This window comes from Chromobacterium sphagni, assembly GCF_001855555.1.
In the GTDB taxonomy this organism is placed as follows: Bacteria; Pseudomonadota; Gammaproteobacteria; order Burkholderiales; family Chromobacteriaceae; genus Chromobacterium; species Chromobacterium sphagni.
On record NZ_MKCT01000017.1, the window covers coordinates 380,220 to 406,030 of the forward strand.

A 25,811-nucleotide genomic window follows, 5' to 3' on the forward strand; every position below is an offset into this window, starting at 1 on the left:
AACTTGCCGCCGGACGCGGCGACCAACCGCCATTGCCACCAATGCGGAGACGCTCATGCAGCACTCACGGCTGCAACCCTTTCCCGATGACTTCCTGTGGGGCGCGGCCTCGGCCGCCTATCAGGTGGAGGGCGGGTTCGACGCCGATGGCAAGGGGCCGTCGGTGTGGGATGTTTTCGCGCGCGAGCCGGGCCGCACCTTCCAGGGCAGCGATGGCGAGGTGGCGGTGGACCAGCCGCTACGCGCTACCGGTACTGATTACCGAGAACGGCCTGGGCGAGTTCGATACGCTGCAGCTGGGTGCATGACGATTACCGCATCGCCTATCTGCGCAGCCATCTGCAGGCCTGCCGGCAAGAGATCCGCGACGGAGTGGAACTGCTGGGCTATTGCGCCTGGTCGCTCACCGACATCCTCAGCTGGCTCAACGGCTACCAGAAGCGCTACGGCTTTGTGTATGTCGACCGCGACGAGACCGACGCCAGGGATCTGCGGCGGGTGCGCAAGGACAGCTTCTTCTGGTACCCGCGGGCGATCGCCAGCGGCGGCGAAGACCTGGGGGGCTAGGCCAGCCGTTTCCAGCGACGCCCGGCGAGATGGCCGCCAAACTGCAACAGCCCGCACAGCGCCAGATAGCCGATGGCGATGGCGCAGAAGATTTCCAGCGGATACACCTGTTCGCGGTTGTTGACCTGGGTGGCGACAAAGGTGAATTCGGCCACGCCGACGATGTAGGCCAGCGAGCTGTCCTTCAGCAGCGAGATCCACTGGTTGACGAAGGATGGCAGCATGATGCGCAAGGCCTGCGGCAGGATCAGCCAGCGCAGCGTCTGGCCGCGGGAAAAACCCAGCGCCAGCCCGGCGTGCCACTGGCCGCGCCCCACCGCCTGCAAACCGGCCAATACCGCTTGGCCCAGATAGGCCGAGTGGATCAGCGCCAGCGCCAGGATCACGGTCAGCATGCCGGGGATGTCGACGCCGAACAGCAGGGGCAGCAGGAAATAGCACCAGAAGATCAGCATCAGCACCGGAATGGCGCGCAGCAGCGCGGTGAGCGCGCCCAGCAGCCGTTGGACAGCGGTCGGCGCCGTCAAGAGCGCGATGCCCAGTCCCAGGCCCAGCAGGCTGGCCAGCAGCGCGGCTGCCGCGCTCAGGCCCAGCGTCAGCAGCAGGCCGCCGGGTTCGCCGTTGGCGAGATTGCCTATCAGCAGGTAGTCCAGGTTGTCGCGGATCACGGCCGGCATCATCGCAGCGTCCTCCAGGCAGGTTCCGGCCGCTGTCCCAGCCATTGGGTGGCCAGCACCAGCAACAGGTACAGCACAGTGGCGGCGGCGAAAGACTGGAAGGCGAGCAGGGTCTCGGTTTCCACCTGGCGGGAGGCGTAAGAGAGCTCCGCCAGGCCGATGGCCATGGTCAGCGAGGTGTTCTTGACGATGGCGGTGTACTGGCCGATAAGCGGCCGGCGCACCAGCTGCCAGGCCTGCGGCAGCACCACCCAGCGCAGCACCTGCCAGCCCTTCATGCCCAGCGCCCGCGCGGCCAGCCGCTGGCCTGGCGGCACCGCGTTGAGCCCCGCCTGCAACTCGCCGCAGATGAAGCTGGCGCTGTACAGCGTCAGCGCGGTGAATGCCGCCAGAAACTCAAACGAAGGCCACGGCAGCTCGAGGCCGAAGGGCAGCGCCAGCGCGTGCGGGGCGTTCAGCCAGAATTTCACTTCGTCCGGCAGCAGGCCGGACACGCCGAAATACCACAGCAAGAGCTGCACCATCAGTGGCGTGTTGCGGTGCAGGCTGACCAGCGCTTGGGCACCTAGCCGCAACGGGCGCAGAGGGCTGTCCAGCAGCCCGGTGAGCGCGAGACCGAGCAGGCTGGCGGCGGCTATCACCAGCAGCGACAGCCAGCCGGTGAGCAAGGCGCCCTTGGCCAGCCAGAAGAGGTAATGCGGCTCCAGCCAGTTGTGGCCCAGCCAGGAGGGGGGAGTCATGGTTTGCTACCTGTTGCGTATCCGGAAAAGGCAAAAACCGCCGGGGGGACGTCCGGCGGTTGCTGGCGACGGCGGGCCGGCTTCAGCTGGCTTGGCCGATCTTGAAGTCGCGCGGCAGCGGCGCCTTGGTCTTGGGGCCGAACCACTGGTCGTAGATCCTGGCGGCCTGGCCGGACTTTTCCAGTTCCAGCAGGCTGTCGTTCACTACCTTGGCCAGACGGGCTTCGCCCTTGGGCAGGCCGATGGCCTGGTATTCGCGGGTCAGCGTGAACGGCGCCAGTTCGTACTTGGCCTTGTCCGGCGCGTTGGCCAGCAGCGTGGCCAGCTTGGAGCCGTCCTGGCTGATGGCCTGGACGTTGCCGTTGCGCAGCGCGGTGAAGGCCAGCGGGGTGTCGTCGTAGGCCACCACGGTGGTCTTCGGGTATTTGTCGCGCAGATACACTTCCTGGGTGGTGCCCTTGTCAACGCCTACGCGCAGGCCGGCCAGCTGTTCCGGCTTCTGCAGCGCGCCCTTGCGCACGATGAACTGTTGGCCGGAGGCGAAGTAGGGCAGGCTGAAGTCCACCTGTTTCTTGCGCTCGTCGGTGACGGTGAAGTTGGCGGCGACGATGTCGGCCTTGCCGGACACCAGGAGCGGCACGCGGTTGGCCGGGTTGGTGGCCACCAGTTGCAGCTTCACGCCCAGCTTCTTGGCGATGTATTGCGCGACGTCCACGTCCAGGCCGACGATCTGGCGGCTTTTGGCATCCAGGAAGCCGAAGGGCGGGTTGCTGTCGAAGGCGGCGACGCGGATCACGCCAGCTTTCTTGATGTCGTCCAAGCGGTCGGCCAGGACCGAGGTGGAGACGGCGGCAAGCGCAATAGCTAGGGCGAGGGTCTTTTTCATGGCGGGCCTTGTTATGTTCATTCGAAATGCGATGATTTGCCGACCATGCTATCCGCTTTATCTAATAGCGTGAAATTATTAAAAATTAATTCAATATTCCAATTTTTGAATTTTCGGGGCGGGGCGCGCGCCGCGGCGGCGGAAAGAGAAAAGGCCAGGCTATGCCTGGCCTTCTGCCCTTCGCGGCAAACCGGTCAGGCCGGCTTGCGCTTGCCGAAGAACACGAACAGCGCGACGCCGATGATGATCATCGGCAGGCTCAGCCACTGGCCCATGCTGATCACGTCGGACTTGCCGAAGATGCCGGCGTCAGGATTGCGGAAGAACTCGCTGATGAAGCGGGCCAGGCCGTAGCCGATCAGGAACAGCGCCGACACCTTGCCGCGCGCGCGCGGCTTGCCGCTGTACAGCCACAGCGCGGAAAACAGCACGATGCCTTCCAGCGCGAACTCGTACAACTGCGACGGGTGGCGCGTGAGGCCGCCGTACTGCATCAGCATGTTCATCAGGTCGGATGACTGCTGCGCCTCGGCGATGTCGTCCATCCGCGCCTGCGGGAACAGCATCGCCCATGGCAGGTCCGGGCTGGCTACCCGGCCCCACAGCTCGCCGTTGATGAAGTTGCCGATGCGGCCGGCCGCCAGGCCCAGCGGCACCAGCGGCGCGATGAAGTCGGTCAGCTGCCAGAAGGTGCGCCCCACCTTGCGGCCGTACAGCGCCACCGCCACCAGCACGCCGATGAAACCGCCGTGGAAGGACATGCCGCCCTTCCACACCATGAAGATCTCCAGTGGATGACTGAAGTAGAAGCCGGGCTGGTAGAACAGTACCTCGCCCAGGCGGCCGCCCAGCACCACGCCGACGGCGCCGTACATCAGCATGTCGTCCAACTGGGCGACGGTGAGCACGTCATTGCCCCTTTTCAGGCGGTATTTGCCCATGGTGAGGAACAGGGTGAAGCCCAGCAGGTACATCAAACCGTACCAGTGGACCGCCAGCGGGCCGATATGGACGGCGACCGGGTCGAACTGAGGATGAATCAGCATTTGTCAGTGATGTGCGTTTGCGGTAAAAGAAATGTTGACGGAGATTATACGGAAAGCGTTCCCCGCCGTCGCGCCGCTCATCCGCGGCGAGGCGGCTCAGCAGCAGGCCTATTGGGCACCCGCAGGCCTGCCGGCTCCAGCCTACCCGGCTGTTGTGACGGAGCGTAGTCCGGATTTGCAAACATTCAAGGAAGCCTCATGCCCCAATACCGCTCCCGTACTTCCACCGCCGGCCGCAACATGGCGGGTGCCCGCGCGCTGTGGCGCGCCACCGGAATGACCGACGCCGACTTCGGCAAGCCCATCATCGCCATCGCCAACTCCTTCACCCAATTCGTGCCCGGCCACGTCCATCTGCAGAACATGGGCCAGTTGGTGGCGCGCGAAATCGAAAAAGCCGGCGGCGTGGCCAAGGAATTCAACACCATCGCCATCGACGACGGCATCGCGATGGGTCACGGCGGCATGCTGTACAGCCTGCCTTCGCGCGACCTGATCGCCGACAGCGTGGAATACATGGTCAACGGCCATTGCGCCGACGCGCTGGTGTGCATTTCCAACTGCGACAAGATCACTCCCGGCATGCTGATGGCCGCCATGCGCCTCAACATTCCGGTGGTGTTCGTCTCCGGCGGGCCGATGGAGGCCGGCAAGGTGCAGTGGGGTAACGAAGTGCGCAAGCTGGATCTGGTGGACGCGATGGTGGAGGCCGCCAACAGCGCGGTGTCCGACGAGGACGTCGACCGCGTGGAGCGCTCCGCCTGTCCCACCTGCGGCTCCTGCTCCGGCATGTTCACCGCCAATTCGATGAATTGCCTGACCGAAGCGCTGGGCTTGTCGCTGCCGGGCAACGGCAGCCTGGTGGCCACCCATGCCGACCGCAAGGAGCTGTTCCTGAAGGCCGGCCGCGTCATCGTCGAGATCACCAAGCGCTACTACGAGCAGGAAGACGCCTCGGTGCTGCCGCGCAGCATCGCCAGCAAGCGGGCGTTCGAGAACGCGATGAGCCTGGACGTGGCGATGGGCGGCTCCACCAATACCGTGCTGCACCTGCTGGCCGCGGCCAGCGAGGCCGGGGTGGACTTCAAGATGGCCGACATCGACCGCATCAGCCGCGGCGTGCCCTGCCTGTCCAAGGTGGCGCCGGCCACCCAGAAATACCATATGGAAGACGTGCACCGCGCCGGCGGGGTGGTGGCGATTCTGGCCGAGCTGGACCGCGCCGGCCTGATCCACCGCGAGGTGCCCACCGTGCACAGCGCGACGCTCGCCGCCGCGCTGGAGGCCTGGGACGTGATGCGCCAGGGCGAGGACAGCGAGGCGCGCCGCTTCTACCGCGCGGCGCCGGGCGGGGTGGCCACCACCATCGCCTTCTCGCAGTCGATGCGCTATCCGACCGTGGACGACGACCGCGCCGAGGGCTGCATCCGCGACCAGGCCCACGCCTATTCGCAGGATGGCGGCCTGGCGGTGCTATACGGCAACATCGCCGAGCGTGGTTGCATCGTGAAGACCGCCGGCGTCGACGAATCCATCCTCAAGTTCACCGGCCGTGCCCGCATTTTCGAAAGCCAGGAGGCGGCGGTGGAGGCCATCCTCGCCGACCAAGTGGTGGCCGGCGACATCGTGGTCATCCGCTACGAGGGTCCCAAGGGCGGGCCAGGCATGCAGGAGATGCTGTATCCCACGTCCTATCTCAAATCCAAGGGGCTGGGCAAGGCCTGCGCCTTGCTGACCGACGGCCGCTTCTCCGGCGGCACCTCCGGCCTATCCATCGGCCATGCTTCGCCGGAAGCGGCGGAGGGCGGCGCCATCGGCCTGGCGGAAGAGGGCGACACCATAGAAATAGACATCCCGAATCGCCGCATTCATCTGGCGGTGGCGGACAGCGCGCTGGCCCAACGCCGCGCGGCGATGGAGGCGCGCGGCGGCAATGCCTGGAAGCCGCTGGGCCGCGAAAGGGCGGTCAGCCCGGCCTTGCGCGCCTACGCGGCGATGACCACCAGCGCCGACACCGGCGCGGTGCGCGATGTGTCGCAGGTGGAAAAGTAGCGCGCCGCCGGGCAGGATCACAAGCAGCCGGGTCCGGCTGCTTTTTTTATGTTTATTAACATGATTTCAATGACTTTTAATATGTCCGCGCGCCGGCTTGATTATGATGCCCGCTGACTGACTGGTTAAAGAAAGTGATCCGGTGAGACAGACGATTTTCCTGGCGCTGTGCGTTGGCGCGAGCGCGGCGGCGCATGCTCAATCCTGGGGCGAGCCTGATGTGAAAGCCGGCGACAAATGGGTCTACCGAATGACCACGGAAAAGGCGGGGGCGGGCTGGGGCGAGACCAGCAATGAATTTACCGTCGCCCGGGTGTCGTCGAGGCTGATCTACCAAGCCGGCACCAGCCAGCCGCCCAGCGTGTCGTTCTGGAACCGCGACTGGAGCGTGGTGCGCGAGTTCGACGGCGTGGAGACACTGACCAATCAGCCCTTGTCCTTTCCGCTGACGATAGGCAAGAGCTGGGCGCTCAAGTACACCGATCCCCATCCGGCGAATAACTTCAAGAGCCTGCAATGGGACAGCAAGTACACGGTGGTCGGTTTCGAGCCCGTCGAAGTGCCTGCCGGCAAGTTCAACGCGCTGAAGATCGAGGCCTAGGGACAATGGAGCGGCGTGCGCAAGCCGTCGGTGTCGGTGGGCCAGGCCATCAGCAACAATGCCGGCAATACCACGGTGGTGGGGCAGGTGCGCAAAGTGGACAGCCAGACGTTCACCGGCCGGACTTACAAGGCGTTCTGGTACGTGCCCGAAATCAAGCGCTGGGTGAAGTCGGTAGAGGAATATTACGGCAGCGGCGGAACGCGCAACGAGCAGTATGTTTCCGAACTGCAGTCGTTCTCGCTGGACAACAAGTAAGCTCGGTCTTTCCCGGCGGGGCGCGCCCCGCCAGCCTGTCCAAGAACGGGCCGCCCTTGCCGGGCGGTCTGCCAAGGGGGCAGCCGGGCCTGAGAATTGCACCGTGCGGTGAAATTTTCGGGCCTGGCTGTTATTACACGGTGGACAAGGTCACCACCGCGGCGGAGACGATGGCGATGCCGGCCCAGCCTATCGGCTTGAGTTTCTGTTTATACAGCACGCGCGCGCCCAGCGCGGTGCCCAGGATGCCGATGGCGCCCCACAGCGCGTAGGCTATCGCCAAGTCCATGCCTTTCACCGCCTGCCCAAGAGCGCGAACGCCAGCCATACCAGGGTGATAGCGCCGAAACCCCAGGCCTTGCGGCGGAAACCGTCGGATTTTTCCAGCATCAGGTTGGCGCCCACTTCTATCAGCGCCGAAGCCAGCACGAACAACAGATAGACGGTTTTCATGCCGCCACCTCGTCATGGGTTTCGCCCAGCGTCACGCACGCCAGCCCCAGCAAGGCCAGGCCCAGGCCCAGCAGTTCCTGCGCCACCAGCTTTTCGCCGAATAGCCAGACGCTGACCACGGTGAGGCCGATCAGTCCCAGGCCTTCCCACACCGCGTAGGCCACGCCTACCGAGATGGCCCGCAAGGCCAGCGACAGCAGGTAATAGGACAAGGCCAGCGCGCCGGCCATCAATAGATAGCCCTGGTAAGCCCCGCTGCGGGCGGCGACGGCCATGAAGGAGGTGCCGACGATTTCGCAGGCGATGGCGGCCATGAGCGTCAGCCAGGCCAGGGACAACGGAGAGAGTAATTTTTTCGACATAGTGTTTATAAAAATAGACATAACACCAGTCAGACTCGGCTCTCCAGCGGGAAGTTCATTTCAAAAGTAAACGCTACCAATTTTCTAGGCTGCCGCGCTGGCGGTTCCAATCCGGCTGGTCTGGGGTCTCATTCGTCGTCCAGCGCCGTCTCGCCATCGCGCATTTGCAATGCAAACTGCCGCAGCGGCCGATGGCGCCGGATCAGCGTCGCCAATTGCGGAGAATGGCTGGTCACCCACAACTGGCTGTAGCGGCTGGCCTCGGCGATCAGCCGCGCCAGCGCGGGCAGCAGCGCCGGATGCAGACTGTTTTCCGGCTCGTTCAAGGCCATGAAAGCCGGCGGGCGCGGACTGAGCAGCGCCACCGCCAGGCACAGGAAGCGCAAGGTGCCGTCGGACAACTCCGCGCTTTCCAGCGGCCGCAGCAAGCCGTTGCGCTGCATCAGCAGCTGGAAGCGGCCTTGCTGGACCTCCACCTGGAAGCCGCTGTCGGGAAAGGCGCTGGCCAGGATATCCCGCAATAGATCGCGATCACCGATTTCGACGATGGTTTGGTAGGCGGCGGCCAGGTTGGCGCCATCATGAGCCAGAACCGGCGAGCGGATGCCGACTTGCGGCGCGCGCAAGGGCGAGCCCGGCCACACTGCGAACTCGTGGTAGAAGCGCCAGTTGCGCAGGGTCTCGCGCAGTTGCGACAGCTCGGGGTAGCGGTGCGGCTCCGCCAGTTGGCCGAAGATCGACTCCTCGGCGCGCAGGCTGGTGGGGTAGGCGTTGCGTTCGCCGTCTGCGCCGCAGAGGAAGGCCGCTTGGTTGCGCCGTTCCAGCAGCAGGGTGGAGGGCCGGCGGCCGTGGCCGGCCAGCCACAGGCTTTCCTCCTTGATCAAGGGGTCCAGCGCGAACAGGCTGCTGCTGGGTTCGGGGTAGCCCAGTTGCAGTTCGTAGTCAAAGTCATCCAGCCTGGCCGACAGAATCATGCGCCTGGGCGCGCGAGCGCGGTCGCCGCGGCGCGGCCCTCCGGCCCACATCGCCTTCTGCACGCCGCCTTCCTGCGCCAGCGCCGGCGACAGTCGGCCTTCGGCGGCGTCGTGCAGCAATTTGATGGCTTTGTAAAGATTGGATTTGCCGCAGCCGTTGGCGCCCACCACCACATTGAGCGCGTCCAGTTCCAGCGTGAGTTTGCGGATGGAGCGGAAGCCGGACAGGTTGAGGCTGTGTATGGGCATGGCAGGGGAGGAATCGGTAAACAAGCTGGGACTGTTGCGGGGGCGGCGGGTTCCTGGCGATGCGGGAGCGGTGGAACTGGCAAAACGGCGGGTAAGTTGATTAGGTCTTGATGTTTGTCATAATCAAGTCAGGCGATAGTGCTAGCATAGCCCACGCTCCTGTCCGACAGTCGGGAACTTGTGAGGGGCGGCGTCGGTCCAGCCCCTTCCCGCGCGCGTTTTGTCTGTATGTCCTCCATTCGGTTCATTTGGTAAAAATCGAATCATTCCGCCGTTTCAATATTCGTTTTGTTTCGTAAGTGAAATATTTGCGAAATGACAATAGAATTTTTGACTCTATATAAATTACCATATTGGGTTTTTGTGCGACAGGCGCTTGCGAGATTGCCCATGCCTTTGCGGCCTGTTCTTGTGGCGAATGCGGCAGGTGGACAGTTGGACAAGTTGTGAAGATATTGTGTATATCGCAATGATTTGTAAGATTTTTGCCAGGGATTGCGCGGCGGGTAGGCAAAAAAAATGCGCGGTGCCTTACGGCCCGCGCCAAGTCTACAAAGGAGAAATAGAGGAGAAACTATCAAGAAGCAATTGCTGCATCTCAACGAGAACGGATTATCCGGATTGCGGTAGCGAGTGTCAACATTTGCGTTTCCGAAAATGTCGAGAAATGTAAGTTTTTGTCGCGCTTCGATACATGAGGCCGGGAAAGGGCCGGAATTGCAGGCGTCCAGCATATGGTCATGTCTGGCGCGCGGCCGCCCCATAACGTGGCAGCTGTGCCACAATACGTTTTTTCCGTTTGCAGCAGGATGTCAGCACATGGACGCAGTCCGCCATATTCTTCCCGATCCACGCCAGTACCACCCGCAAGTTTCCCTGACCAATCGTCTGATCCATCATGCCCAATCGGTGCTGGATGCGCCCGATGCCGGCGAGCGCGACATGTGGCGCCAGGCGCTGGTCGCCGCCATCGATGAGATGCTGCAGCGCGGCGAGCTGCTGTCGATCTCGGTGGCGCTGGCGATGGTGCCGACGCAAGCCTGCTATCAGGTGGTATGGGACGGGCTGCGCCAGGCGGTGGAGGAAACCGGCGGCGCGCGCGCGCAGGTGTTCGCTATGCCGCTGGTGCTGGTGGCCGGCAGCCGCAGCGAAACGACGCTGCCGGGCGAGATCGCCGATGTGGCCGGTCTGAATGCGCTGCTGCGCCAGCATGGCGTGTTCGCCGCCGACGGCGATGTCGCCTTGTCCGGCGCATTGTTGCACCCCGACAGCGTGGTGGGGCTGGACGCCGCCACGCTGTACCAGCTGACCCGCAAGCACGAGGCGGCTCGGGATGCGCTGCCGCAGCAGGCGGCGCCGGTCACGGTAAAGGAGGAGGGGGTGTTCCTGCGCTACCTGATGGGCGTGGCGATCCAGCGGGACGGCGAGCCGTCGCCGCTGCGCCAGGGCGGCGCGGTGGGCGCCTGGGGGATGCCGGTGATGAAGTTGCTCGGCGAGCAGCTCAAGGCTGACGGCGTGACGCTGTTCCCTATCGCCCGCCCGCCGCTGCCTGTGATGCAGGCGCTGGTGGCCGGCAACTTCGCCCGCTTCGAGGTGGCGCTGCAGGTATTCGCCAGCAGCCAGATCCGCCGCCTGCGCGAGCTGGACAAGGAGCCGGTGGCCATCGTTTCCGCCCACGACAACGGCGAGCTGCATTTCACGCTGTCGGCCAGGGGCGACGAGCGCAACTGGGAAGCGTTCGTCTGGCCGCTGGCGTCCTTGGACAACGTCAAGCTGATCGAGGAGAACTTCCGCGAGCTGATGGCCGAGTGCCATGTGCGCGACGTGCATGCGATCGCCGAGCTGCAGCCGGAAAGCCGCGACGGTGTCCCGCTGTTTTTCACCGCCGACGATTTGTAAGATTTCGTCCGCCGTCCGCCCGCGCGAACCCGGCCCCGCAAGCGCGGGGCTTTATTTTTGCCTGCGCGCGGCGCTGCTGGCTAGGCCTGGTCCGGGGCTGATTCCATGGCTTGGGCCCACGGCGCGCCGGCCAGGCGGATGGCCAGGTAGTCGATCAGCGCCTGCACCCGCGCCGGCCGGCTGCGGCCCGGCGGCGTCAGGATGTACAGGGCGATGGGATCGACCCGCCAATCCGTCATCGCGGTTTCCAACTGGCCCGACTGCAAATCCTGCCAGGCGAGGAACTCCGGCTGCAGCGCCAGTCCCAGCCCGGCCCGCAAGGCCGGCGCCAGCGCCTCGGCGTTGTTGACCCGCAGCGGAGCGGGCATCTCCAGCGCAAACTCCCCCTGCTGTTCATGACGGAAGCTCCAGCAATGGCTGCTTGGCGAGTAGCTGTATTGCAAGGCGCGATGGCCGGCCAATTCTTTGGGGTGCCGCGGGCGGCCGTGGCGCTGGAAATACGCCGGCGCGCCAACCAGCAGGATGCGCACCGTGCATAGCCGCCTGGCCAGCAGGCTGGAGTCGGCCAGCGAGGCGATCCGCAGCGCGATGTCCAGCCGGTTCGCCAGCAGATCCACCTTTTCGTCGCTGAAGTGGAAGTCCAGCTCCACCTCGGGGTGCCGCGCCATGAACTCCGGCAGCAGCGGCGCCAGGTGGGAAATGCCGAAGGACATCGGCGCGGTGGCGCGCACCGGTCCGCGCAGGCTGCTGGATTGTTCGGCGATGTCGGCTTCCACCGCCTCGCCCTCCGCCAGGATGCGGGCGGCCCGCTCCAGCGCGGCGTCGCCGGCCTCGGTCAGCGTGATGCGCCGCGAGGTGCGGTGAAACAGCATGGTCTTCATCCGGGCTTCCAGCCGGGTGATGGCCTTGGACACCGTGGCTTGCGACAGGGTCAGCTCGGCGGCGGCGCGGGCGAAGGAACCGCACTCCGCCACCTTGGCGAAAATCGCCCAGGCTTCAAGATCGGGCAGTTTTTTCATATCGGTTCCGCAGGCAAAGCGATGAGATTGATTCCAATTTTATCATCATGGCAGTCTTGAGAGGGCTGATCATGTCAAAAGTGGAAAGGATACTATTCTTTATATCCCATTAACATGGTTTGGCGAGGCGTTTATAGTGGCTATATCCACTTAACGCCGTCAGGAGAACACCATGATTGAACACCGTCCATTTGCCAGCCTAGGCGGAGCCCATCATGGCTGGCTCGACGCCAAGCATCATTTTTCCTTCGCCGAATACTACGACCCGGCGCGCATGAGCTGGGGCGCGCTGCGGGTGTGGAACGACGACACCATCGCGCCTGGCAGCGGCTTCCCGCCGCATCCGCACGCCGATATGGAAATCGTCACTTATGTCCGCGAAGGCGCGATCACCCACCAGGACAATCTGGGCAACAAGGGCCGCACCGAGGCCGGCGATGTGCAAGTGATGAGCGCCGGCAGCGGCATCACGCATTCCGAATACAACCTGGAGTCGGGCGTCACCCGCATTTTCCAGATATGGATCATGCCGGACCGGCGCGGCGGCGAGCCGTCCTGGGGCGCCAAACCCTTTCCCAAGGCCGACCGCTCCGGCGCGTTCGTCGCGCTGGCCAGCGGCATGGACGGCGACGACAACGCCTTGCCTATCCGCTCCCATTCCCGCGTGCTCGGCGCCACCCTCAAGGCCGGGGAAGCGGCGGAGTACCGGCTGGGCGAGGGGCGGCGCGGCTATCTGGTGCTGGCAAGCGGTCTGGCGGAAATCAACGGCATTGCGCTGCAGGCCCGCGACGGCGCGGCCATCAAGGACCTGGAGCGGCTCCGCGTGGTCGCCAGCCAGGATGCGGAACTCATTCTGGTCGATACCCGCGGGTAAATACCGAGGCGGGCCTGCCCGCATTCCATCGCATGGTTTCACCTATTGTCCCAACCCTTCCCACATAAAAACGAGGATCGCACCATGACCATCACCGCTGCCGCCACCGCTAGCCCGCTGCTGCTGACCCCGCGCGACCATACCCTGATCCTGATCGACTACCAGTCGCAGATGGCCTTCGCCACCCACTCCATCGACATCCCCACGCTGCGCAACAATGCCGGCCTGGTGGCCGCCGCCGCCGCGGGTTTCGGCGTCTCCACCATTCTCACCACCGTGGCCGAGAAAAGCTTCTCCGGGCCGATGTTCGACGAGGTGACCGCGCCGTTCCCGGATCAGCGGTTGTTGGACCGCACCTCGATGAACACCTGGGAGGACGCCGCGGTGATCGCCCAGGTCAACCGAATCGGCAAGCCGCGCATCGTGCTGGCCGGCTTGTGGACCAGCGTCTGCATCGTCGGCCCGGCGCTGTCCGCGCTGGCGCAGGGCTTCGAGGTTTACGTGATCACCGACGCCTGCGGCGACGTCTCCGTCGAGGCGCATGAGCGCGCAGTGCAGCGCATGCTGCAGGCCGGCGCGCAGCCGATGACCGCGCTGCAATACCTGTTGGAACTGCAACGCGACTGGGCGCGCACGGATACCTATGAGCTGACCACCGGCATCGCCAGGAAGCTGGGCGGCGGCTACGGCCTGGGCATAGGCTACGCCAAGGCCATGTTCGGCGCCGAGGAAGGCTGATCGTCGGCCGGTGCTGGCGCTCCCTCCGGCCGCGCCAGGCCGCCGCACCAACCGCATGATGGCCCGACAGCGGCGCATCAGGAGACGCGACAATGAGCATCCGCACTGTAGCCGACGCGATTCTGCGCAACGGCCGCTTCACCACGCTGGACCCGCGCCGCCCCCGCGCCAGCGCCGTCGCCATCCATAACGGCAAGTTCCTGGCGGTGGGCGACGATCAGGAGATCATGGCGCTGGCGGGGCCCGCCACCCGCGTTGTCGATCTCAAGGGCCGCGGCGCATTGCCCGGCCTGATCGACAACCACACCCATATCGTGCGCGGCGGCCTCAACTTCAATCTGGAGCTGCGCTGGGACGGCGTGCGCTCGCTCGCCGACGCGATGGACATGCTGCGGCGGCAGGTGGCCGTCACTCCCGCGCCGCAATGGGTGCGGGTGGTGGGGGGCTTCACCGAGCACCAGTTCGTCGAAAAGCGCCTGCCCACGCTGGAGGAAATCAACGCCGCCGCCCCGGACACCCCGGTGTTCCTGCTGCACCTATACGACCGCGCGCTGCTCAATGGCGCGGCCTTGCGCGCCGTCGGCTATACCCGCGACACCCAGCCGCCGCCGGGCGGGGAAATCGTCCGCGACGCGAACGGCAACCCCACCGGCCTGCTGCTGGCCAAGCCCAATGCCGCCATCTTGTACGCCACGCTGGCCAAGGGCCCCAAGCTGCCGTTCGATTACCAGCTCAATTCCACGCGCCACTTCATGCGCGAACTGAACCGCTTGGGCGTGACCGGCGTCATCGACGCCGGCGGAGGCTTCCAGAACTATCCGGACGATTACGCGGTGATCCAGCAACTGGCCGACAGCGGCCAGATGACGGTGCGGCTGGCCTATAACCTGTTCACTCAAAAACCGCATCAGGAGAAAGAGGACTTTCTCGATTGGACCTCCAGCGTCAAATACAAGCAAGGAGACGACTACTTCCGCCACAACGGCGCCGGCGAGATGCTGGTGTTTTCCGCCGCCGATTTTGAGGACTTCCGCCAGCCGCGCCCGGACATGCCGCCTGAAATGGAGGGCGAGCTGGAAGAGGTGGTGCGCATCCTGGCGCAGAATCGCTGGCCGTGGCGGCTGCACGCCACCTATGACGAAACCATCGCCCGCGCGCTGGACGTGTTCGAGAAAGTGAACCAGGACATCCCGCTGCAGGGCCTCAACTGGTTCTTCGACCACGCCGAAACCATCTCCGAGCGCTCGATGGACCGCATCGCGGCGCTGGGCGGCGGCATCGCGGTCCAGCACCGGATGGCCTATCAGGGCGAGTACTTCGTCGAGCGCTACGGCGCGGCCGCGGCGGAAGCCACGCCGCCTATCGCCCGCATGCTGGCCAAGGGCGTCAAGGTGTCGGCTGGAACCGATGCCACCCGCGTCGCCTCCTACAACCCCTGGGTGTCGCTGTCTTGGATGATCACCGGCAAGACCGTTGGCGGCTTGCGGCTCTACCCGCAGCGCAACTGCCTGGACCGCGAAACCGCGCTGCGGATGTGGACCGAGAACGTGGCCTGGTTCGCCAACGAGGATGGCAAGCGCGGCCGCATCGCCGCCGGCCAGTTCGCCGACCTGATCGTGCCGGACCGGGATTTCTTCGCCTGCCCCGAGAACGACATTTCCTTCCTGACTTCCGAGCTCACCCTGGTGGGCGGCCGCATTGTCTACGCCGCCGGGGATTTCGCCGCGCTGGACGACAATCCGCTGCCGCCGGCGATGCCGGACTGGTCGCCGGCGCGGACTTTCAAGGGCTACGCCGCCTGGGGCGAGCCGGAGCGGGCGGGGCGCAATTCGCTGCAACGGCAGTCGGTCGCCGCCTGCGCTTGCGCCAGCGCCTGCGGCCTGCACGGCCATGACCACGCCCGCGCCTGGGCTTCCAGTCTGCCGGTGTCCGATGCGAAGGGCTTTTTCGGCGCGCTCGGATGCGCCTGCTGGGCGGTGTGATGTCGCAGGCAGGGCAGGGGCTTGGCCGGGGTGGATCCCGGCCAGCCGCGAAACCCAGCGGATAGCCGGATTTTTCCGTCAGGGAGGCGCGGCCAGACGCGCTCGCGCGCTGCCGCGGCCGCTGCTGGGCGCGCGCATGAGCCGCGTTTCGGCGGCGGCGGTTCCGGCATCTGGCGCGCCAAGAGGGGCCCGGCTTATTTGACGTCAAGATTTCATGCCGGGCATTTCGTGTAGAATGGCCCGATCGTTAACCCATTGATGGAAGAGCCAGACGATGTTTGCTGCCGACCAGACGATTGCCCAATTCGACCCCGAACTCGCCGCCGCGATTGCCGCCGAGTGCCAGCGCCAGGAAGATCATATTGAACTGATCGCCTCGGAGAACTACACCAGCCCGGCGGTGATGGAAGCCCAGGGCTCCCAGCTGACCAACAAGTACGCCGAAGGCTACCCCGGCAAGCGTTTCTACGGCGGCTGCGAGCATGTCGACGTGGTGGAGCAGCTGGCGATCGATCGCGTCAAGCAACTGTTCGGCGCCGAATACGCCAATGTGCAGCCGCACTCCGGCAGCCAGGCCAACCAGGCGGTGTACTTCTCCATTCTGAAGCCGGGCGACACCGTGATGGGCATGAACCTGGGCCACGGCGGCCACCTGACCCACGGCTCGCCGGCCAACCTGTCCGGCAAGATGTTCAACATCGTCGCCTACGGCCTGAACGACAAGGAAGAAATCGACTACGACGATATGGAACGCGTGGCGATGGAAACCAAGCCGAAACTGATCATCGGCGGCGCGTCCGCCTACGCGCTGCGCTTCGACTTCGAGCGCATGGGCCAGATCGCCAAGAAGGTCGGCGCCTACTTCATGGTGGACATGGCGCATTACGCCGGCCTGGTGGCCGCCGGCCTGTACCCGAATCCGGTGCCGCACGCCGACTTCGTCACCTCCACCACCCACAAGACGCTGCGCGGTCCGCGCGGTGGCATCATCCTCGCTCGCGCCGAGTTCGAGAAGAGCATCAACAGCAATGTGTTCCCGACGCTGCAGGGCGGCCCGCTGGAGCACGTGATCGCCGCCAAGGCCATCGCCTTCAAGGAAGCGCTGCAGCCGGAGTTCAAGGTTTATCAGGAACAAGTGCTGAAGAACGCCGTCATCATGGCCAAGACCCTGGCCGAGCGCGGCCTGCGCATCGTGTCCGGCCGCACCGAGAGCCACGTGTTCCTGGTCGACCTGCGCGCCAAGGGCCTGACCGGCAAGGCGGCCGACGCGCTGCTGGGCCGCGCCCACATCACCGTCAACAAGAACGCCATTCCCAACGATCCGGAAACGCCGTTCGTCACCTCCGGCATCCGCATCGGCTCGCCGGCCATCACCACCCGCGGCTTCAAGGAAGCCGAGGCGATCGAAGTCGCCAACCTGGTGGCCGATGTGCTGGACAATCCGAACGATGACGCGGTGATCGCCCGCGTAGCCGAACAGGCCACCGCTTTGTGCCACCGCTTCCCGGTGTACGCCAAGTAAGTCTGGCTGTTCCTGATAGAAAGCCGCCCGGTGATGGGCGGCTTTTTTCTTGTCTGGCGCGCGCGGATGTCTTTGGCATCGCGGCGGGACTGGCGTCATGCGCTTTGCCGGTGCCAGGGCTGGGCTTTGCTGATAACATCCAGCTATTACAACCTTCAGGATTATTGTCATGAAATGCGCGTTTTGTGGCAACGCCGATACTCAGGTGATCGATTCCCGTGTCAGCGAGGATGGCGCCAGCATTCGGCGTAGGCGCCGCTGTCCGGTTTGCGACAAGCGTTTCACGACTTTTGAAACCGCCGATGTGCGCATGCCGCAAGTGGTGAAGACGGCAGGCCATCGTTCCGAGTTCGATATCGAGAAGGTGCGCACCAGTTTCCTGCGCGCGCTGCATAAGCGCCCGGTGTCCACCACGCTGGTGGACGAGGCGATAGACCGCATCTGCCACAAGCTGCTGCAACTGGGCGAGCGCGAGGTGAGCAGCCGCCAGATCGGCGAGATGGTGATGAACGAACTGGCGCGGCTGGATAAGGTGGCCTATGTTCGTTTCGCCTCGGTTTACCGCAGTTTTCAGGATATTTCCGAATTTACCGACGCTATCAAGGAAATCCAGAAGTCCTCGCATTGACAGTTTCGAGCAGGGCTGATTAGTCTGGTAAATTCTTTTGTCATTGATAGAGAAGCCATGACTACTGCTACTTTTGAACGCGTTGCCCTGCTGCCGCCCGATGTCGCCCACGCCGAACGGCTGTTTGCGCTGATCGATGAGAGCCGCGCCGGCTTGCGCGAGTGGCTGCCCTGGGTGGACGGCACCCGCAAGGTGGAGGACAGCCGCCAGTTCCTGGCAGGCGTCGCAGAGGGCATGCGCAGCGGCTCGAGCTGCGCGTGCTGGCTGATTGAGCTGGATGGCGAACTGGCCGGGTGCATCGATATCCATGGCGACAGCGTGGTTAACCGCTCCGCTAGCCTCGGCTACTGGCTGGCGGACCGTTTCGTCGGCCGCGGCGCGATGAGCGGCGCGGTGGCGCAGGCGCTGAATGCCGGTTTCGGCGAGTTGGGGCTGAATCGCATCTCCATCGTGGCCGGCATGGAAAACCGCCGCAGCCGCGCGGTGGCGAGGCGGCTGGGCTTCGTCGAAGAGGGCGTGCAACGGCAGGGCCTCCGTTTGCATGGCCGTTATCACGATGCCTGCCAGTACAGCATGCTGGCGCGCGAGTGGCGGCTGCGCGAATGAGCCATGTTTGCCTTCGCGAAGCGGATCCGGCGCGGGACGCGCCAGCCCTGTACGCGCTGATCGAACGTTACCGCGCGACCCTTGCCCAATGGATGAGCGGCATCGTCAAGCCGCAGTCGGTGGCGGATGCTGAGGCGTTTCTTCAACTGCAGGCGCATGGTAACCATGAAGGACGCAGCGCGCACCGGTTGATAGAGGCGGACGGCGAACTTGCCGGCATTTGTTCGCTGCATGGCATCAACCAGGCGCACCGCTACGCGCGCCTCGGCTACTGGCTGGCGGACAGCCACGTTGGCCGGGGCGTGATGGCGCAGGCCTTGGCGCAATTGCTGCGCCATGCTTTCGAAGATTTGCGCCTGCACCGGCTGGAGCTGGGCTGCGTGCCGGAGAATCTCCGCAGCTGCAAGGTCGCGGAGCGTCTGGGCTTCCGCCTGGAGGGCGAGCTGCGCGACGCGCAGTACCTGCATGGCCGTTTCTGGAATATGCGCTGTTACGGCCTGCTGGCCGACGAATGGAAGAATCAAGCATGACAAGCTATAGCGCCGCCGACCATCTTTACATGCAGCAGGCCTTGCGCCTGGCCGAGGCCGCCACCCGTCGCGCCGCGCCCAATCCCGGCGTCGGCTGCGTGCTGGTGCGCGATGGCCGGGTGATAGGCGAGGGGGCGACGCTGGCGGTAGGTTCCGACCACGCGGAAATCCAGGCGATCAAGGACTGCCTGTCCCGCGGCGACAGTCCGCGCGGCGCCACCGCCTATGTCACATTGGAGCCATGCAGCCACCACGGCCGCACGCCGCCTTGCGCCGGGCGGCTGATCGCCGAAGGCGTGGCGCGCGTGGCGGCGGCGATGGTCGACCCCTATCACGAAGTGGCGGGCCGCGGCATCGCCATGTTGCTGGCGGCCGGAGTGGAGGCGAGCGCGGGGCTGATGGAGGCCGAGGCGCGCCGGGTGCATCGCGGTTTCCTGTCGCGGGTCGAGCGCGAAAGGCCGTGGGTGGTGTTGAAGGCCGCGGCCACGCTGGATGGCAAGACCGCCTTGCTCAACGGCAACAGCCAGTGGATCACCGGCCCGCAGGCGCGGCAGGACGTGCAGCGGCTGCGGGCGGCAAGCTGCGCCATCCTCACCGGCAGCGGCACGGTGCTGGCGGATAATCCGCAACTCACGGTGCGCGAAGTGCCGGTGGCGGTCCAACCATGGAGGGTGGTGCTGGACGGCGCGTTGAAAACCGATCCATCCAGCCGTATCTACCAGGGCGGGCGCGTATTGCTGGCCAGCTGCGCCGCCGATCCGGCGCGCTTGGCCGCCTATCAGCGGCAGGGCGTCGAGGCGCTGATGCTGGCAAGAGGCGACGGCGGCGCCGATCTGACCGACCTGCTGAGGCAACTGGCGGCGCGCGGCGTCAATCAGCTGATGGTGGAAGCCGGCGCCGGCTTGAACGGCGCCTTGCTGCGGGCCGGGCTGGTGGACGAAATCGTGCTGTATCTGGCGCCGTCGCTGGCGGGCGATGCGGCGCGCGGTCTGTTCGCCTGGCCGGCGTTGACCGATCTGGCGGACAAGGTCAGGCTGGATATTGTCGATGTCGGCAAAGTGGGCGCCGATTTGCGCCTGATCCTGCGGCCTGGGCGCTGAAGGCTGGAGTTGCTTGTTGTTCCGGCCGCGCAAGGTTTGTATGCTGAAAGCTGGCGATGTGGAATGTCTGGTGTGTTGCCGGTTTGAGGCGGTTTCGGCCGGCTGGAGGGTGGGATGGCGGATGTGGCGGCTGCGCTGGAGGCGTATCTGCAGCTGATTGCCCGTCTGGGCGCGGCGCAGGAAGTGGTGGAGCAGAGGCGGGCGTTGCTGCTGCGTTTGCTGGCGCGCTTGTCGGGGCTGCCGCGCACTGTCGAAACCTATCAGGCGGTTGTCGAAGTTTTTGTCGCGGATTGCCCGCTCCAGGAGCGGGTGCTGGCGATGAGCTGTTGCCGCGAATTCTATTGCTTTTGGCTCAATGACATGAAGAAGGTGGTGGAGATCACCTCCCGCAGCGGCTTCTCCCTGTTCAACCCGGCGATTTTGCTCGCCGGCACCTTTGATGAGCTGGTGGATGTCATGCAGCGGCGGCGGTTTCGCCGGTTTCCTCCCTCGCTGGGCCTGTATTTGGGCAAGCTGTTCGAGGACGGCCATCCCGACGAGGTGATCCGCCAGCGTGGCATCCTGTTGAAGGCGCTGCTGTTTCTGCTGGATCCTCATCCATTTGATTCCACCAGCTACCGGATGGCGGTGGATGGCTTGCTGCTGCATCTGCAGGACCCTGCCGACCGGCAGTTGTTGCTGCCGGCGGTGCGCGAATATTTTCCCTATTGGCAGTCGTTTCCCTTTGCCCGGCAACGGGTGGGGACGGATAAGGGGGAATCAGCCTCTCCATAGGATTTTGAATGAGTAAAAATCATTAATTCTGGCTGGTGATCTGATTTTTTCTCTTGTTTTTCATATGATTTAATGAATTTTTTGCTTCTCATCTTATCTTGAATATCAATTATTCTCATGAGAGTATGTTTTCTTCACTATCAGGGAGAATCTCATGGGAAATCAGACGGCCTATCAGAGCCTGACCCGCACTTTTCAACGATTGCACCATTTTGGCCACCTGTCCGCCATCGCCAGCTGGGACCAGGCGGCCATGATGCCGAGCAAGGGCAATGAGGCGCGCGCCGCGGCCCAGGCTGAGTTGCAGGTGTTGATGCATCAGTTGATCACGGCGCCGGAACTGAAAACGCAGTTGGACGCCGCCGAGCAGGAGGCGCTGGACCCAAGCCAGCGCGCCAATCTGCGCGAAATTCGCCGCGACTGGCAGCTGGCCAATCTGCTGCCGGCGGAACTGATCGAAGCCAAGTCGCTGGCGGCGGCGCGCTGCGAGCACGCCTGGCGCAGCCAGCGGCGCGCCAACGACTGGCAGGGCTTTCTGCAGAACTTCCGCGAAGTATTGCGCTTGGCGCGCGAGGAGGCCGGCCTGCTGGCGCAAGCGCAAGGCGGCAGCCGCTACGATGCGCTGCTGGACAAATACGAGCCGGGCATGAAGAGCGCTGACATCGCGCGCATCTTCGGCGACGTGAAAACCTGGCTGCCGGGGCTGATCGCCAAAGCGCGCGACAAGCAGGCCGGCGAAAGCGTGATCCAGCCGCAGGGACCCTTCTCGGTGGAGAAGCAGCGCCAGCTGGGCCTTGAGGTGATGGGCCTGCTGGGATTCGATTTCGACGGCGGCCGCTTGGATGTCAGCAACCATCCTTTCTGCGGCGGCGTGCCGGAAGATGTGCGCATCACCACCCGCTACCGCGACGACGATTTCGTGCAGAGCCTGATGGGCATCATTCACGAAACCGGCCATGCCCGCTATGAGCAGAGCCTGCCGCGCGGGCTGTTGTCGCAGCCGGTGGCGCGCGCCCGTTCCATGGGCATTCATGAAAGCCAGAGCCTGTCGTTCGAAATGCAACTGGGGCGCAGCCGCGGCTTCCTGCAATTGATCGCGCCCTTGATCGGCAAGCATTTCGGCGAGCAGCCGGCTTTCGGCGCCGATAACCTGGCGCGGTTGTACACCCGGGTGGCGCCGGGTTATATCCGCGTCGATGCCGACGAGCTGTGCTACCCGGCGCATGTGATCCTGCGTTTCGAGATCGAGCGGGCGCTGATCGACGGCGAGATCGAGGCCGAGGATGTGCCGGCGCTGTGGGACGAGAAGATGATGGCTTATCTGGGGGTGGATACCCGCGGCAACTACCGCGACGGCTGCCTGCAGGACATTCACTGGACCGACACTTTCGGCTATTTCCCCAGCTATACCCTGGGGGCGATGTATGCGGCGCAGTATTTCGCCACCATCCGCCGGCAGGAGCCGCAGCTGGATGAAAAGATCGCCGCCGGCAATCTGGCCCCGGTATTCGATTGGCTGAACGCCAATATCTGGAGCCAGGGCAGCCGTTGGACCACCAATGAACTGGTGGAGCGCGCCACCGGCGAGACGCTGAATCCAGCTTACTACCGCGCGCACCTGCAGGCGCGCTACCTGGACTGAGTCCGCTTGCCGGCCGGACCGTTGGCGGTCCGGCCGGCCTATCGATGGCGGTAGATGATCGCGCCTGATCCCGCAAGTTCAGGCCGTCGTGTTGGCTTCAATGTTTTTTGCCAGCACACCCATCCCGCAGGCCGCGGCCAAGCTCAAATCCACCATCCGGCGTTTGAACTTGGCATGCACCCTCTTCCCTTCGCGGCACTCGGCCGGCTCCTTCGCCTGCTGGCAGGTCGCCAGGCGTCAAATCCCATCTACCGGTCGTGTCTTCCCAATCCTGCGCGCATTGCGTCCAGATTTTCCCATTTGTCGCGAAGAGTGCGGTCTGTCAGCGCTAGCCGCCAGCCATCGCAAGGCAGGCGGAGCGAGAGATTCCGCCATATTGCGAAAGCGCCGAGAGGATAGCGCGGGGGAGACTGCCGTGGCCTGAAGCATCGGTCTAGGCATGCCGGGATGGATGGATGGCGCCGTGGCAGGGGGCGGGCATTCAGTCATTTGCATTGACTGATTATCCCGGTTTGTTCGGAGTGGCACGGAGGATAAATTGAATTAAAACAGTATATTTAAAATAAAAAATCATACCTTGTATTTGTATTTGCATTGACTATGTTTGCTTTAAACGTGTGCACAAAAATGACTGTTTTTGAGTGAATTGTTTAAACACTGATTGATATCTTGTTGATATTTGATGGCTTCTTGTTCAAATCTTGTTTGAACTACGTCGTTTGCATTTTAAATCTTTTTCCATATCGTACGGATGGCGGCCATGAACCTGGATCTTCCTGAAGTGACTGATGGTGCGAAGGCATGCACTGCGTTTCGCCTTGCGGGCAGGGCGTTGAATCTGAGGAGCATATGGAGCGGCGGGCTAGCTCGGGGTATTGTCATCGGCGCTGTGATTGGGCTAAGCGCACCCAGCGCGGCGTCGGCGGCGGGGGGCGTCGTGTACTTTTCGGGCGGGGTGCTTGAGCCGACTTGCGCCATGCAGGCCCGGGCGGCGACGGCCGGGGGCGTGTCTTTGCGGCTGCAATGCCAAGAGGCGGCTGCGCTGACTCGTACCGTGGATGCCAAGAATCCTGCCCAGTCGTTGAATCAACATGTTGCAAAAGCCAGTTTGCAAGCCGTGTCCAACGGCCAATCGGTGATGCTCATCGAGTATCGTTAGCCGCCGTCCCCAGTGGTACCTGTGCAAGGCCCGCCATGGCAACTGGCGGGCTTTTTCCATATCAGATTCCCTGTCGAATCGCTTGTCAGTGCAAGGCAGTTATCTATACCTATCTTCCGATTGAATTTCTTCTTCTCCCTCGATTTAAACCAGCATGCGGATTTTCCGGCAGATCATGTCAGGCCGCTTGATATGGCTTGTTTCTGCGCAGTGCAAGCCATGGACATGTTGCCTGGATGGGAAATGCCATGCCTAAATTGGCTGCAGCGCATCAATTTTACCGGATGATTTTGTTATGGTTATTGACCAATAAATAGCATGTCTGCCATGCGATAACGCTTTTACCAGCATTGATGGTATGTGGCTTGGCGCACAGACTGTTATGTGTCGAAATCACTATGTTTCCCGATTGTCGCTACCGAATAAAGATAGAATTTTATCTCGCCTGCATCAGCAATGACATGGCGGGATTAGTGCTGCGCGCGTATCTGTTTTTTATGATTTTGTTTTCATTTTTTTGTTATTTTTGCCACTCTGATAGGAGTGGTTTTTTAATTTAAAAGCCAGGTTGTGTTGCCGGTTTTTTTGGTCATGTTGATTGATGGGTGGTTGATGTGAGTATGGTTTGTGATGTCTGGTGATGGTTTGGAAAATCCACCAGTATGTTAGCTAGCGCACAGAATCCACTGCTTTGCATTGATTACCTTCTTCTTGGTAGAGTGAGGGTATTCAATTCTTTAATTTTTGCTATTCATTATTATCTAGTGTTTGTTGATGTTTTCAGCAATCTTCTGGCTTGCTTGTTGATTTTTTAATTTTTCTGAAGCTATTTTTTAAGTGGCTAAGTGTTTTTCTTTGTGAGGATTGGCTGTTATTAATGGCAGTTTGATTGTTTTTTTTCTAACCTAGTCTGCATTTGTGTTCGTCTTGTTTTGTATGGCAGGAGGAGGGCCATTTTTTTCTGATGGCATTTTTAAATGCGGTGGCAGTATTGCCGCCGGTTATTTTTTGCTATGAGGTGACTTGAAATGAAGACGTTAATTCTCGCTTTGGGACTGGGCCTGGGTCTGCCGATTGCTGCTTATGCTTCGGATGGCACGATCAACATTTCCGGCACGATTTCCGCTAATACCTGCCAGATCAACGGCAATGCCGCTGGGTCTCCTACTGTCCTCAGTGTGGTTTTGCCTCAGGTATCCAAAACCGCCTTGGCGACAGCAGGCCAGACCGCTGCTCCGACCCCGTTCACGCTGAATCTGACCAACTGCACCGGCAGCACGGCGCAGACGCTGTTTGAACTGGGCACCACCGTCGACCAGACCACTGGCAATCTGATCAACCAGGGCAGCGCAGGCAATGTGGAAGTGGGCCTGCTGAACAACAATTTCCAACCGATTAACGTGGGACCCAATACCAATTCGCAGACTGTGTCGATCACCACCGGGACGGCTTCGTTGAGGTACTACGCGCAGTACGTGGCGACTGGCGTCGCCATCGCTGGGTCGGTAGCCACCAGCGTGCAATTCTCTCTGCTATACAACTAAGCCGCAAAGCGATGCCGGCGCCGCGCCGTTGCTGGCGCCGGCAGCTGGGTTCCCTGTCTGCAGCGGTTTGTGGCGGGGGTTTGCCTAAGTGCTGGACTCAAGCGGATGGAAAACAATGGGCACACAAATAATGAGGCTGGTTTTGGCTTTGGCGTGCTGGGGCGCGCTGGCGGCGGCCCATGCCAATGTAGTCGTTGCCGGCACCAGGGTGGTGTACAACGGCGGCGATCGCGAAGTGACGATCAAATTGAGCAATCCAGGCGATACTCCCGCCTTGGTGCAGGCCTGGGTGGACAAGGGCAATTCCAAATCCACTCCCGATACCGCGGATGCGCCATTTCTGATCATGCCGCCGATTTTCCGCATCGAACCAGGCAAGTCGCAAACGCTGCGCATGGTTTATACCGGCGATGGACCGTCGCCGGATAAGGAAACGGTGTACTGGCTGAACATCCTGGATGTGCCGCCTTTGCCGCAGGGCGATGAAGCGGGACGCAACTACCTGCAGATTGCCTTCCGCTCGCGGCTGAAAATATTCTTTCGGCCCGTTGGCTTGGCCGGCAATCCGGATGATGCCGCCGAGCAAGTGCGCTGGCAGCTGGTGCCGCAGGCCGCCGGCAAGGGCTATGCCTTGCGGGGGGCCAATGCCAGCGCGTTTTCCGTTTCTTTCAACATGACCATGCTGCAAGCGTCGGGACATGAATTCCGCAGCGATGGCGGCATGATTCCCGCCGGCGGCACGCAAGACTTCAATTTGAAAGACATGCGCCAGCTGCCGGCTGGTCCGGTGACTGTCCAGTATGAAACCATTAACGACTATGGCGCTCCGGTGGTCCATAGCGTGGTCTTGACTCCCTGACTTTTCCATTTTGCACCAGCCTGGCACGGGTGAATTACGCCTGAATTCATGATGATTGAAAAATCATTCA

At 62.9% G+C, this 25,811-nt stretch carries 27 protein-coding genes and 1 pseudogene; 19 read left to right on the forward strand and 9 right to left on the reverse strand.

Annotated features, from left to right (window positions below):
• Positions 1-55: 55 nt before the first annotated feature.
• Together BI344_RS26105 and BI344_RS22820 are read left to right on the forward strand one after the other, a co-directional pair.
• Positions 56-175 (forward strand): annotated as a pseudogene (locus BI344_RS26105) (family 1 glycosylhydrolase); the annotation flags it as partial.
• Between the two features lie 125 nt (positions 176-300).
• The gene (locus BI344_RS22820) at positions 301-567 is read left to right on the forward strand and encodes a family 1 glycosylhydrolase (RefSeq protein WP_071112795.1); all 267 of its coding nucleotides are present in this window, start codon (positions 301-303) and stop codon (positions 565-567) included.
• Here BI344_RS22820 and BI344_RS10045 read toward each other — a convergent pair.
• From BI344_RS10045 to lgt, 4 genes are all read right to left on the reverse strand, one after another.
• Positions 564-1,247, reverse strand: a complete 684-nt coding sequence (locus BI344_RS10045; protein ID WP_071112796.1) for an amino acid ABC transporter permease — start codon at positions 1,245-1,247, stop codon at positions 564-566. The genes BI344_RS22820 and BI344_RS10045 overlap by 4 nt on opposite strands.
• Positions 1,244-1,984 carry an amino acid ABC transporter permease gene (locus tag BI344_RS10050; protein WP_071112797.1) on the reverse strand — a complete coding sequence of 247 codons (741 nt, stop codon included), beginning with the start codon at positions 1,982-1,984 and terminating at the stop codon, positions 1,244-1,246. Before BI344_RS10050 ends, BI344_RS10045 begins: the two co-directional genes overlap by 4 nt.
• 82 nt (positions 1,985-2,066) lie before the next feature.
• On the reverse strand, positions 2,067-2,870 hold the full coding sequence (locus tag BI344_RS10055) for an ABC transporter substrate-binding protein (RefSeq protein WP_071112798.1): 804 nt from the start codon (positions 2,868-2,870) through the stop codon (positions 2,067-2,069).
• Between the two features lie 194 nt (positions 2,871-3,064).
• Complete coding sequence (gene lgt, locus BI344_RS10060; RefSeq protein ID WP_071112799.1) at positions 3,065-3,916, reverse strand: prolipoprotein diacylglyceryl transferase; 852 nt, start codon at positions 3,914-3,916, stop codon at positions 3,065-3,067.
• A 198-nt stretch (positions 3,917-4,114) separates the two neighbouring features.
• Between lgt and ilvD the strand changes: the two genes are divergently transcribed.
• The 3 genes from ilvD to BI344_RS22830 all read left to right on the forward strand — a co-directional run bounded on the left by ilvD (position 4,115) and on the right by BI344_RS22830 (position 6,827).
• Entirely contained in the window at positions 4,115-5,968 is a 1,854-nt protein-coding gene (gene ilvD / locus BI344_RS10065) for a dihydroxy-acid dehydratase (protein WP_071112800.1), read from the forward strand.
• Between the two features lie 142 nt (positions 5,969-6,110).
• Positions 6,111-6,569 (forward strand): hypothetical protein, encoded by a 459-nt coding sequence (locus tag BI344_RS22825; protein ID WP_083370152.1) that lies wholly within the window; start codon positions 6,111-6,113, stop codon positions 6,567-6,569.
• A gap of 15 nt (positions 6,570-6,584) precedes the next feature.
• A complete protein-coding gene (locus tag BI344_RS22830) occupies positions 6,585-6,827 on the forward strand; it encodes a hypothetical protein (protein WP_083370153.1) in 243 nt (80 codons plus the stop codon).
• 133 nt (positions 6,828-6,960) lie between these two features.
• Here BI344_RS22830 and BI344_RS24795 read toward each other — a convergent pair whose 3' ends face one another.
• The 4 genes from BI344_RS24795 to BI344_RS10085 form a co-directional block, all read right to left on the reverse strand.
• Positions 6,961-7,116 carry an SMR family transporter gene (locus BI344_RS24795; protein WP_206600359.1) on the reverse strand — a complete coding sequence of 52 codons (156 nt, stop codon included), beginning with the start codon at positions 7,114-7,116 and terminating at the stop codon, positions 6,961-6,963.
• 5 nt (positions 7,117-7,121) lie between these two features.
• On the reverse strand, positions 7,122-7,280 hold the full coding sequence (locus tag BI344_RS24800) for an SMR family transporter (RefSeq protein ID WP_206600360.1): 159 nt from the start codon (positions 7,278-7,280) through the stop codon (positions 7,122-7,124).
• On the reverse strand, positions 7,277-7,642 hold the full coding sequence (locus tag BI344_RS10080; protein ID WP_071112801.1) for a DMT family transporter: 366 nt from the start codon (positions 7,640-7,642) through the stop codon (positions 7,277-7,279). Before BI344_RS10080 ends, BI344_RS24800 begins: the two co-directional genes overlap by 4 nt.
• Before the next feature lie 128 nt (positions 7,643-7,770).
• Complete coding sequence (locus BI344_RS10085) at positions 7,771-8,865, reverse strand: AAA family ATPase (protein ID WP_071112802.1); 1,095 nt, start codon at positions 8,863-8,865, stop codon at positions 7,771-7,773.
• Positions 8,866-9,684: 819 nt separating this feature from the next.
• Between BI344_RS10085 and BI344_RS10090 the strand changes: the two genes are divergently transcribed.
• Complete coding sequence (locus BI344_RS10090) at positions 9,685-10,764, forward strand: hypothetical protein (protein ID WP_071112803.1); 1,080 nt, start codon at positions 9,685-9,687, stop codon at positions 10,762-10,764.
• An 80-nt stretch (positions 10,765-10,844) separates the two neighbouring features.
• Here BI344_RS10090 and BI344_RS10095 read toward each other — a convergent pair whose 3' ends face one another.
• Positions 10,845-11,783: a LysR family transcriptional regulator gene (locus BI344_RS10095; protein ID WP_071112804.1), complete on the reverse strand. Its 939-nt coding sequence runs from the start codon at positions 11,781-11,783 to the stop codon at positions 10,845-10,847.
• Between the two features lie 172 nt (positions 11,784-11,955).
• Between BI344_RS10095 and BI344_RS10100 the strand changes: the two genes are divergently transcribed.
• The 13 genes from BI344_RS10100 to BI344_RS10160 all read left to right on the forward strand — a co-directional run bounded on the left by BI344_RS10100 (position 11,956) and on the right by BI344_RS10160 (position 25,741).
• Positions 11,956-12,657: a pirin family protein gene (locus tag BI344_RS10100; protein WP_071112805.1), complete on the forward strand. Its 702-nt coding sequence runs from the start codon at positions 11,956-11,958 to the stop codon at positions 12,655-12,657.
• A gap of 84 nt (positions 12,658-12,741) precedes the next feature.
• Positions 12,742-13,395, forward strand: coding sequence for a hydrolase (locus tag BI344_RS10105; protein WP_071112806.1), 654 nt, complete (start codon positions 12,742-12,744; stop codon positions 13,393-13,395).
• A 92-nt stretch (positions 13,396-13,487) separates the two neighbouring features.
• On the forward strand, positions 13,488-15,377 hold the full coding sequence (locus BI344_RS10110; RefSeq protein WP_071112807.1) for an amidohydrolase: 1,890 nt from the start codon (positions 13,488-13,490) through the stop codon (positions 15,375-15,377).
• Between the two features lie 274 nt (positions 15,378-15,651).
• Entirely contained in the window at positions 15,652-16,899 is a 1,248-nt protein-coding gene (glyA, locus tag BI344_RS10115; protein ID WP_071112808.1) for a serine hydroxymethyltransferase, read from the forward strand.
• A gap of 169 nt (positions 16,900-17,068) precedes the next feature.
• On the forward strand, positions 17,069-17,527 hold the full coding sequence (gene nrdR, locus BI344_RS10120; RefSeq protein WP_071112809.1) for a transcriptional regulator NrdR: 459 nt from the start codon (positions 17,069-17,071) through the stop codon (positions 17,525-17,527).
• A gap of 57 nt (positions 17,528-17,584) precedes the next feature.
• Positions 17,585-18,133: a GNAT family N-acetyltransferase gene (locus BI344_RS10125; protein WP_071112810.1), complete on the forward strand. Its 549-nt coding sequence runs from the start codon at positions 17,585-17,587 to the stop codon at positions 18,131-18,133.
• Positions 18,130-18,663 (forward strand): GNAT family N-acetyltransferase, encoded by a 534-nt coding sequence (locus BI344_RS10130; protein ID WP_071112811.1) that lies wholly within the window; start codon positions 18,130-18,132, stop codon positions 18,661-18,663. Before BI344_RS10125 ends, BI344_RS10130 begins: the two co-directional genes overlap by 4 nt.
• A complete protein-coding gene (gene ribD, locus BI344_RS10135; protein WP_071112812.1) occupies positions 18,660-19,763 on the forward strand; it encodes a bifunctional diaminohydroxyphosphoribosylaminopyrimidine deaminase/5-amino-6-(5-phosphoribosylamino)uracil reductase RibD in 1,104 nt (367 codons plus the stop codon). Before BI344_RS10130 ends, ribD begins: the two co-directional genes overlap by 4 nt.
• 114 nt (positions 19,764-19,877) lie before the next feature.
• Entirely contained in the window at positions 19,878-20,537 is a 660-nt protein-coding gene (locus BI344_RS10140) for a hypothetical protein (protein ID WP_071112813.1), read from the forward strand.
• A 154-nt stretch (positions 20,538-20,691) separates the two neighbouring features.
• A complete protein-coding gene (locus tag BI344_RS10145; protein WP_071112814.1) occupies positions 20,692-22,179 on the forward strand; it encodes a carboxypeptidase M32 in 1,488 nt (495 codons plus the stop codon).
• Positions 22,180-22,939: 760 nt separating this feature from the next.
• Positions 22,940-23,338 carry a hypothetical protein gene (locus BI344_RS10150; RefSeq protein ID WP_139166943.1) on the forward strand — a complete coding sequence of 133 codons (399 nt, stop codon included), beginning with the start codon at positions 22,940-22,942 and terminating at the stop codon, positions 23,336-23,338.
• A gap of 1,028 nt (positions 23,339-24,366) precedes the next feature.
• A complete protein-coding gene (locus BI344_RS10155; protein WP_071112816.1) occupies positions 24,367-24,882 on the forward strand; it encodes a fimbrial protein in 516 nt (171 codons plus the stop codon).
• A gap of 130 nt (positions 24,883-25,012) precedes the next feature.
• Complete coding sequence (locus tag BI344_RS10160; protein ID WP_241499298.1) at positions 25,013-25,741, forward strand: fimbrial biogenesis chaperone; 729 nt, start codon at positions 25,013-25,015, stop codon at positions 25,739-25,741.
• Positions 25,742-25,811 lie beyond the last annotated feature (70 nt).

Coding starts and splice junctions, on each gene's coding strand:
- BI344_RS10095 (WP_071112804.1), bottom strand. CDS start 11,783: ATGAAAAAACTGCCCGATCTTGAAGCCTGGGCGATTTTCGCCAAGGTG.
- BI344_RS10055 (WP_071112798.1), bottom strand. CDS start 2,870: ATGAAAAAGACCCTCGCCCTAGCTATTGCGCTTGCCGCCGTCTCCACC.
- BI344_RS10145 (WP_071112814.1), top strand. CDS start 20,692: ATGGGAAATCAGACGGCCTATCAGAGCCTGACCCGCACTTTTCAACGA.
- ribD (WP_071112812.1), top strand. CDS start 18,660: ATGACAAGCTATAGCGCCGCCGACCATCTTTACATGCAGCAGGCCTTG.
- BI344_RS10045 (WP_071112796.1), bottom strand. CDS start 1,247: ATGATGCCGGCCGTGATCCGCGACAACCTGGACTACCTGCTGATAGGC.
- BI344_RS10155 (WP_071112816.1), top strand. CDS start 24,367: ATGAAGACGTTAATTCTCGCTTTGGGACTGGGCCTGGGTCTGCCGATT.
- BI344_RS10140 (WP_071112813.1), top strand. CDS start 19,878: ATGGCGGATGTGGCGGCTGCGCTGGAGGCGTATCTGCAGCTGATTGCC.
- BI344_RS10150 (WP_139166943.1), top strand. CDS start 22,940: ATGAACCTGGATCTTCCTGAAGTGACTGATGGTGCGAAGGCATGCACT.
- BI344_RS24795 (WP_206600359.1), bottom strand. CDS start 7,116: ATGGACTTGGCGATAGCCTACGCGCTGTGGGGCGCCATCGGCATCCTG.
- BI344_RS10080 (WP_071112801.1), bottom strand. CDS start 7,642: ATGTCGAAAAAATTACTCTCTCCGTTGTCCCTGGCCTGGCTGACGCTC.
- BI344_RS10110 (WP_071112807.1), top strand. CDS start 13,488: ATGAGCATCCGCACTGTAGCCGACGCGATTCTGCGCAACGGCCGCTTC.
- lgt (WP_071112799.1), bottom strand. CDS start 3,916: ATGCTGATTCATCCTCAGTTCGACCCGGTCGCCGTCCATATCGGCCCG.
- nrdR (WP_071112809.1), top strand. CDS start 17,069: ATGAAATGCGCGTTTTGTGGCAACGCCGATACTCAGGTGATCGATTCC.
- ilvD (WP_071112800.1), top strand. CDS start 4,115: ATGCCCCAATACCGCTCCCGTACTTCCACCGCCGGCCGCAACATGGCG.
- BI344_RS10160 (WP_241499298.1), top strand. CDS start 25,013: ATGAGGCTGGTTTTGGCTTTGGCGTGCTGGGGCGCGCTGGCGGCGGCC.
- BI344_RS10085 (WP_071112802.1), bottom strand. CDS start 8,865: ATGCCCATACACAGCCTCAACCTGTCCGGCTTCCGCTCCATCCGCAAA.
- BI344_RS10105 (WP_071112806.1), top strand. CDS start 12,742: ATGACCATCACCGCTGCCGCCACCGCTAGCCCGCTGCTGCTGACCCCG.
- BI344_RS10125 (WP_071112810.1), top strand. CDS start 17,585: ATGACTACTGCTACTTTTGAACGCGTTGCCCTGCTGCCGCCCGATGTC.
- BI344_RS10090 (WP_071112803.1), top strand. CDS start 9,685: ATGGACGCAGTCCGCCATATTCTTCCCGATCCACGCCAGTACCACCCG.
- glyA (WP_071112808.1), top strand. CDS start 15,652: ATGTTTGCTGCCGACCAGACGATTGCCCAATTCGACCCCGAACTCGCC.
- BI344_RS10130 (WP_071112811.1), top strand. CDS start 18,130: ATGAGCCATGTTTGCCTTCGCGAAGCGGATCCGGCGCGGGACGCGCCA.
- BI344_RS10100 (WP_071112805.1), top strand. CDS start 11,956: ATGATTGAACACCGTCCATTTGCCAGCCTAGGCGGAGCCCATCATGGC.
- BI344_RS24800 (WP_206600360.1), bottom strand. CDS start 7,280: ATGAAAACCGTCTATCTGTTGTTCGTGCTGGCTTCGGCGCTGATAGAA.
- BI344_RS10050 (WP_071112797.1), bottom strand. CDS start 1,984: ATGACTCCCCCCTCCTGGCTGGGCCACAACTGGCTGGAGCCGCATTAC.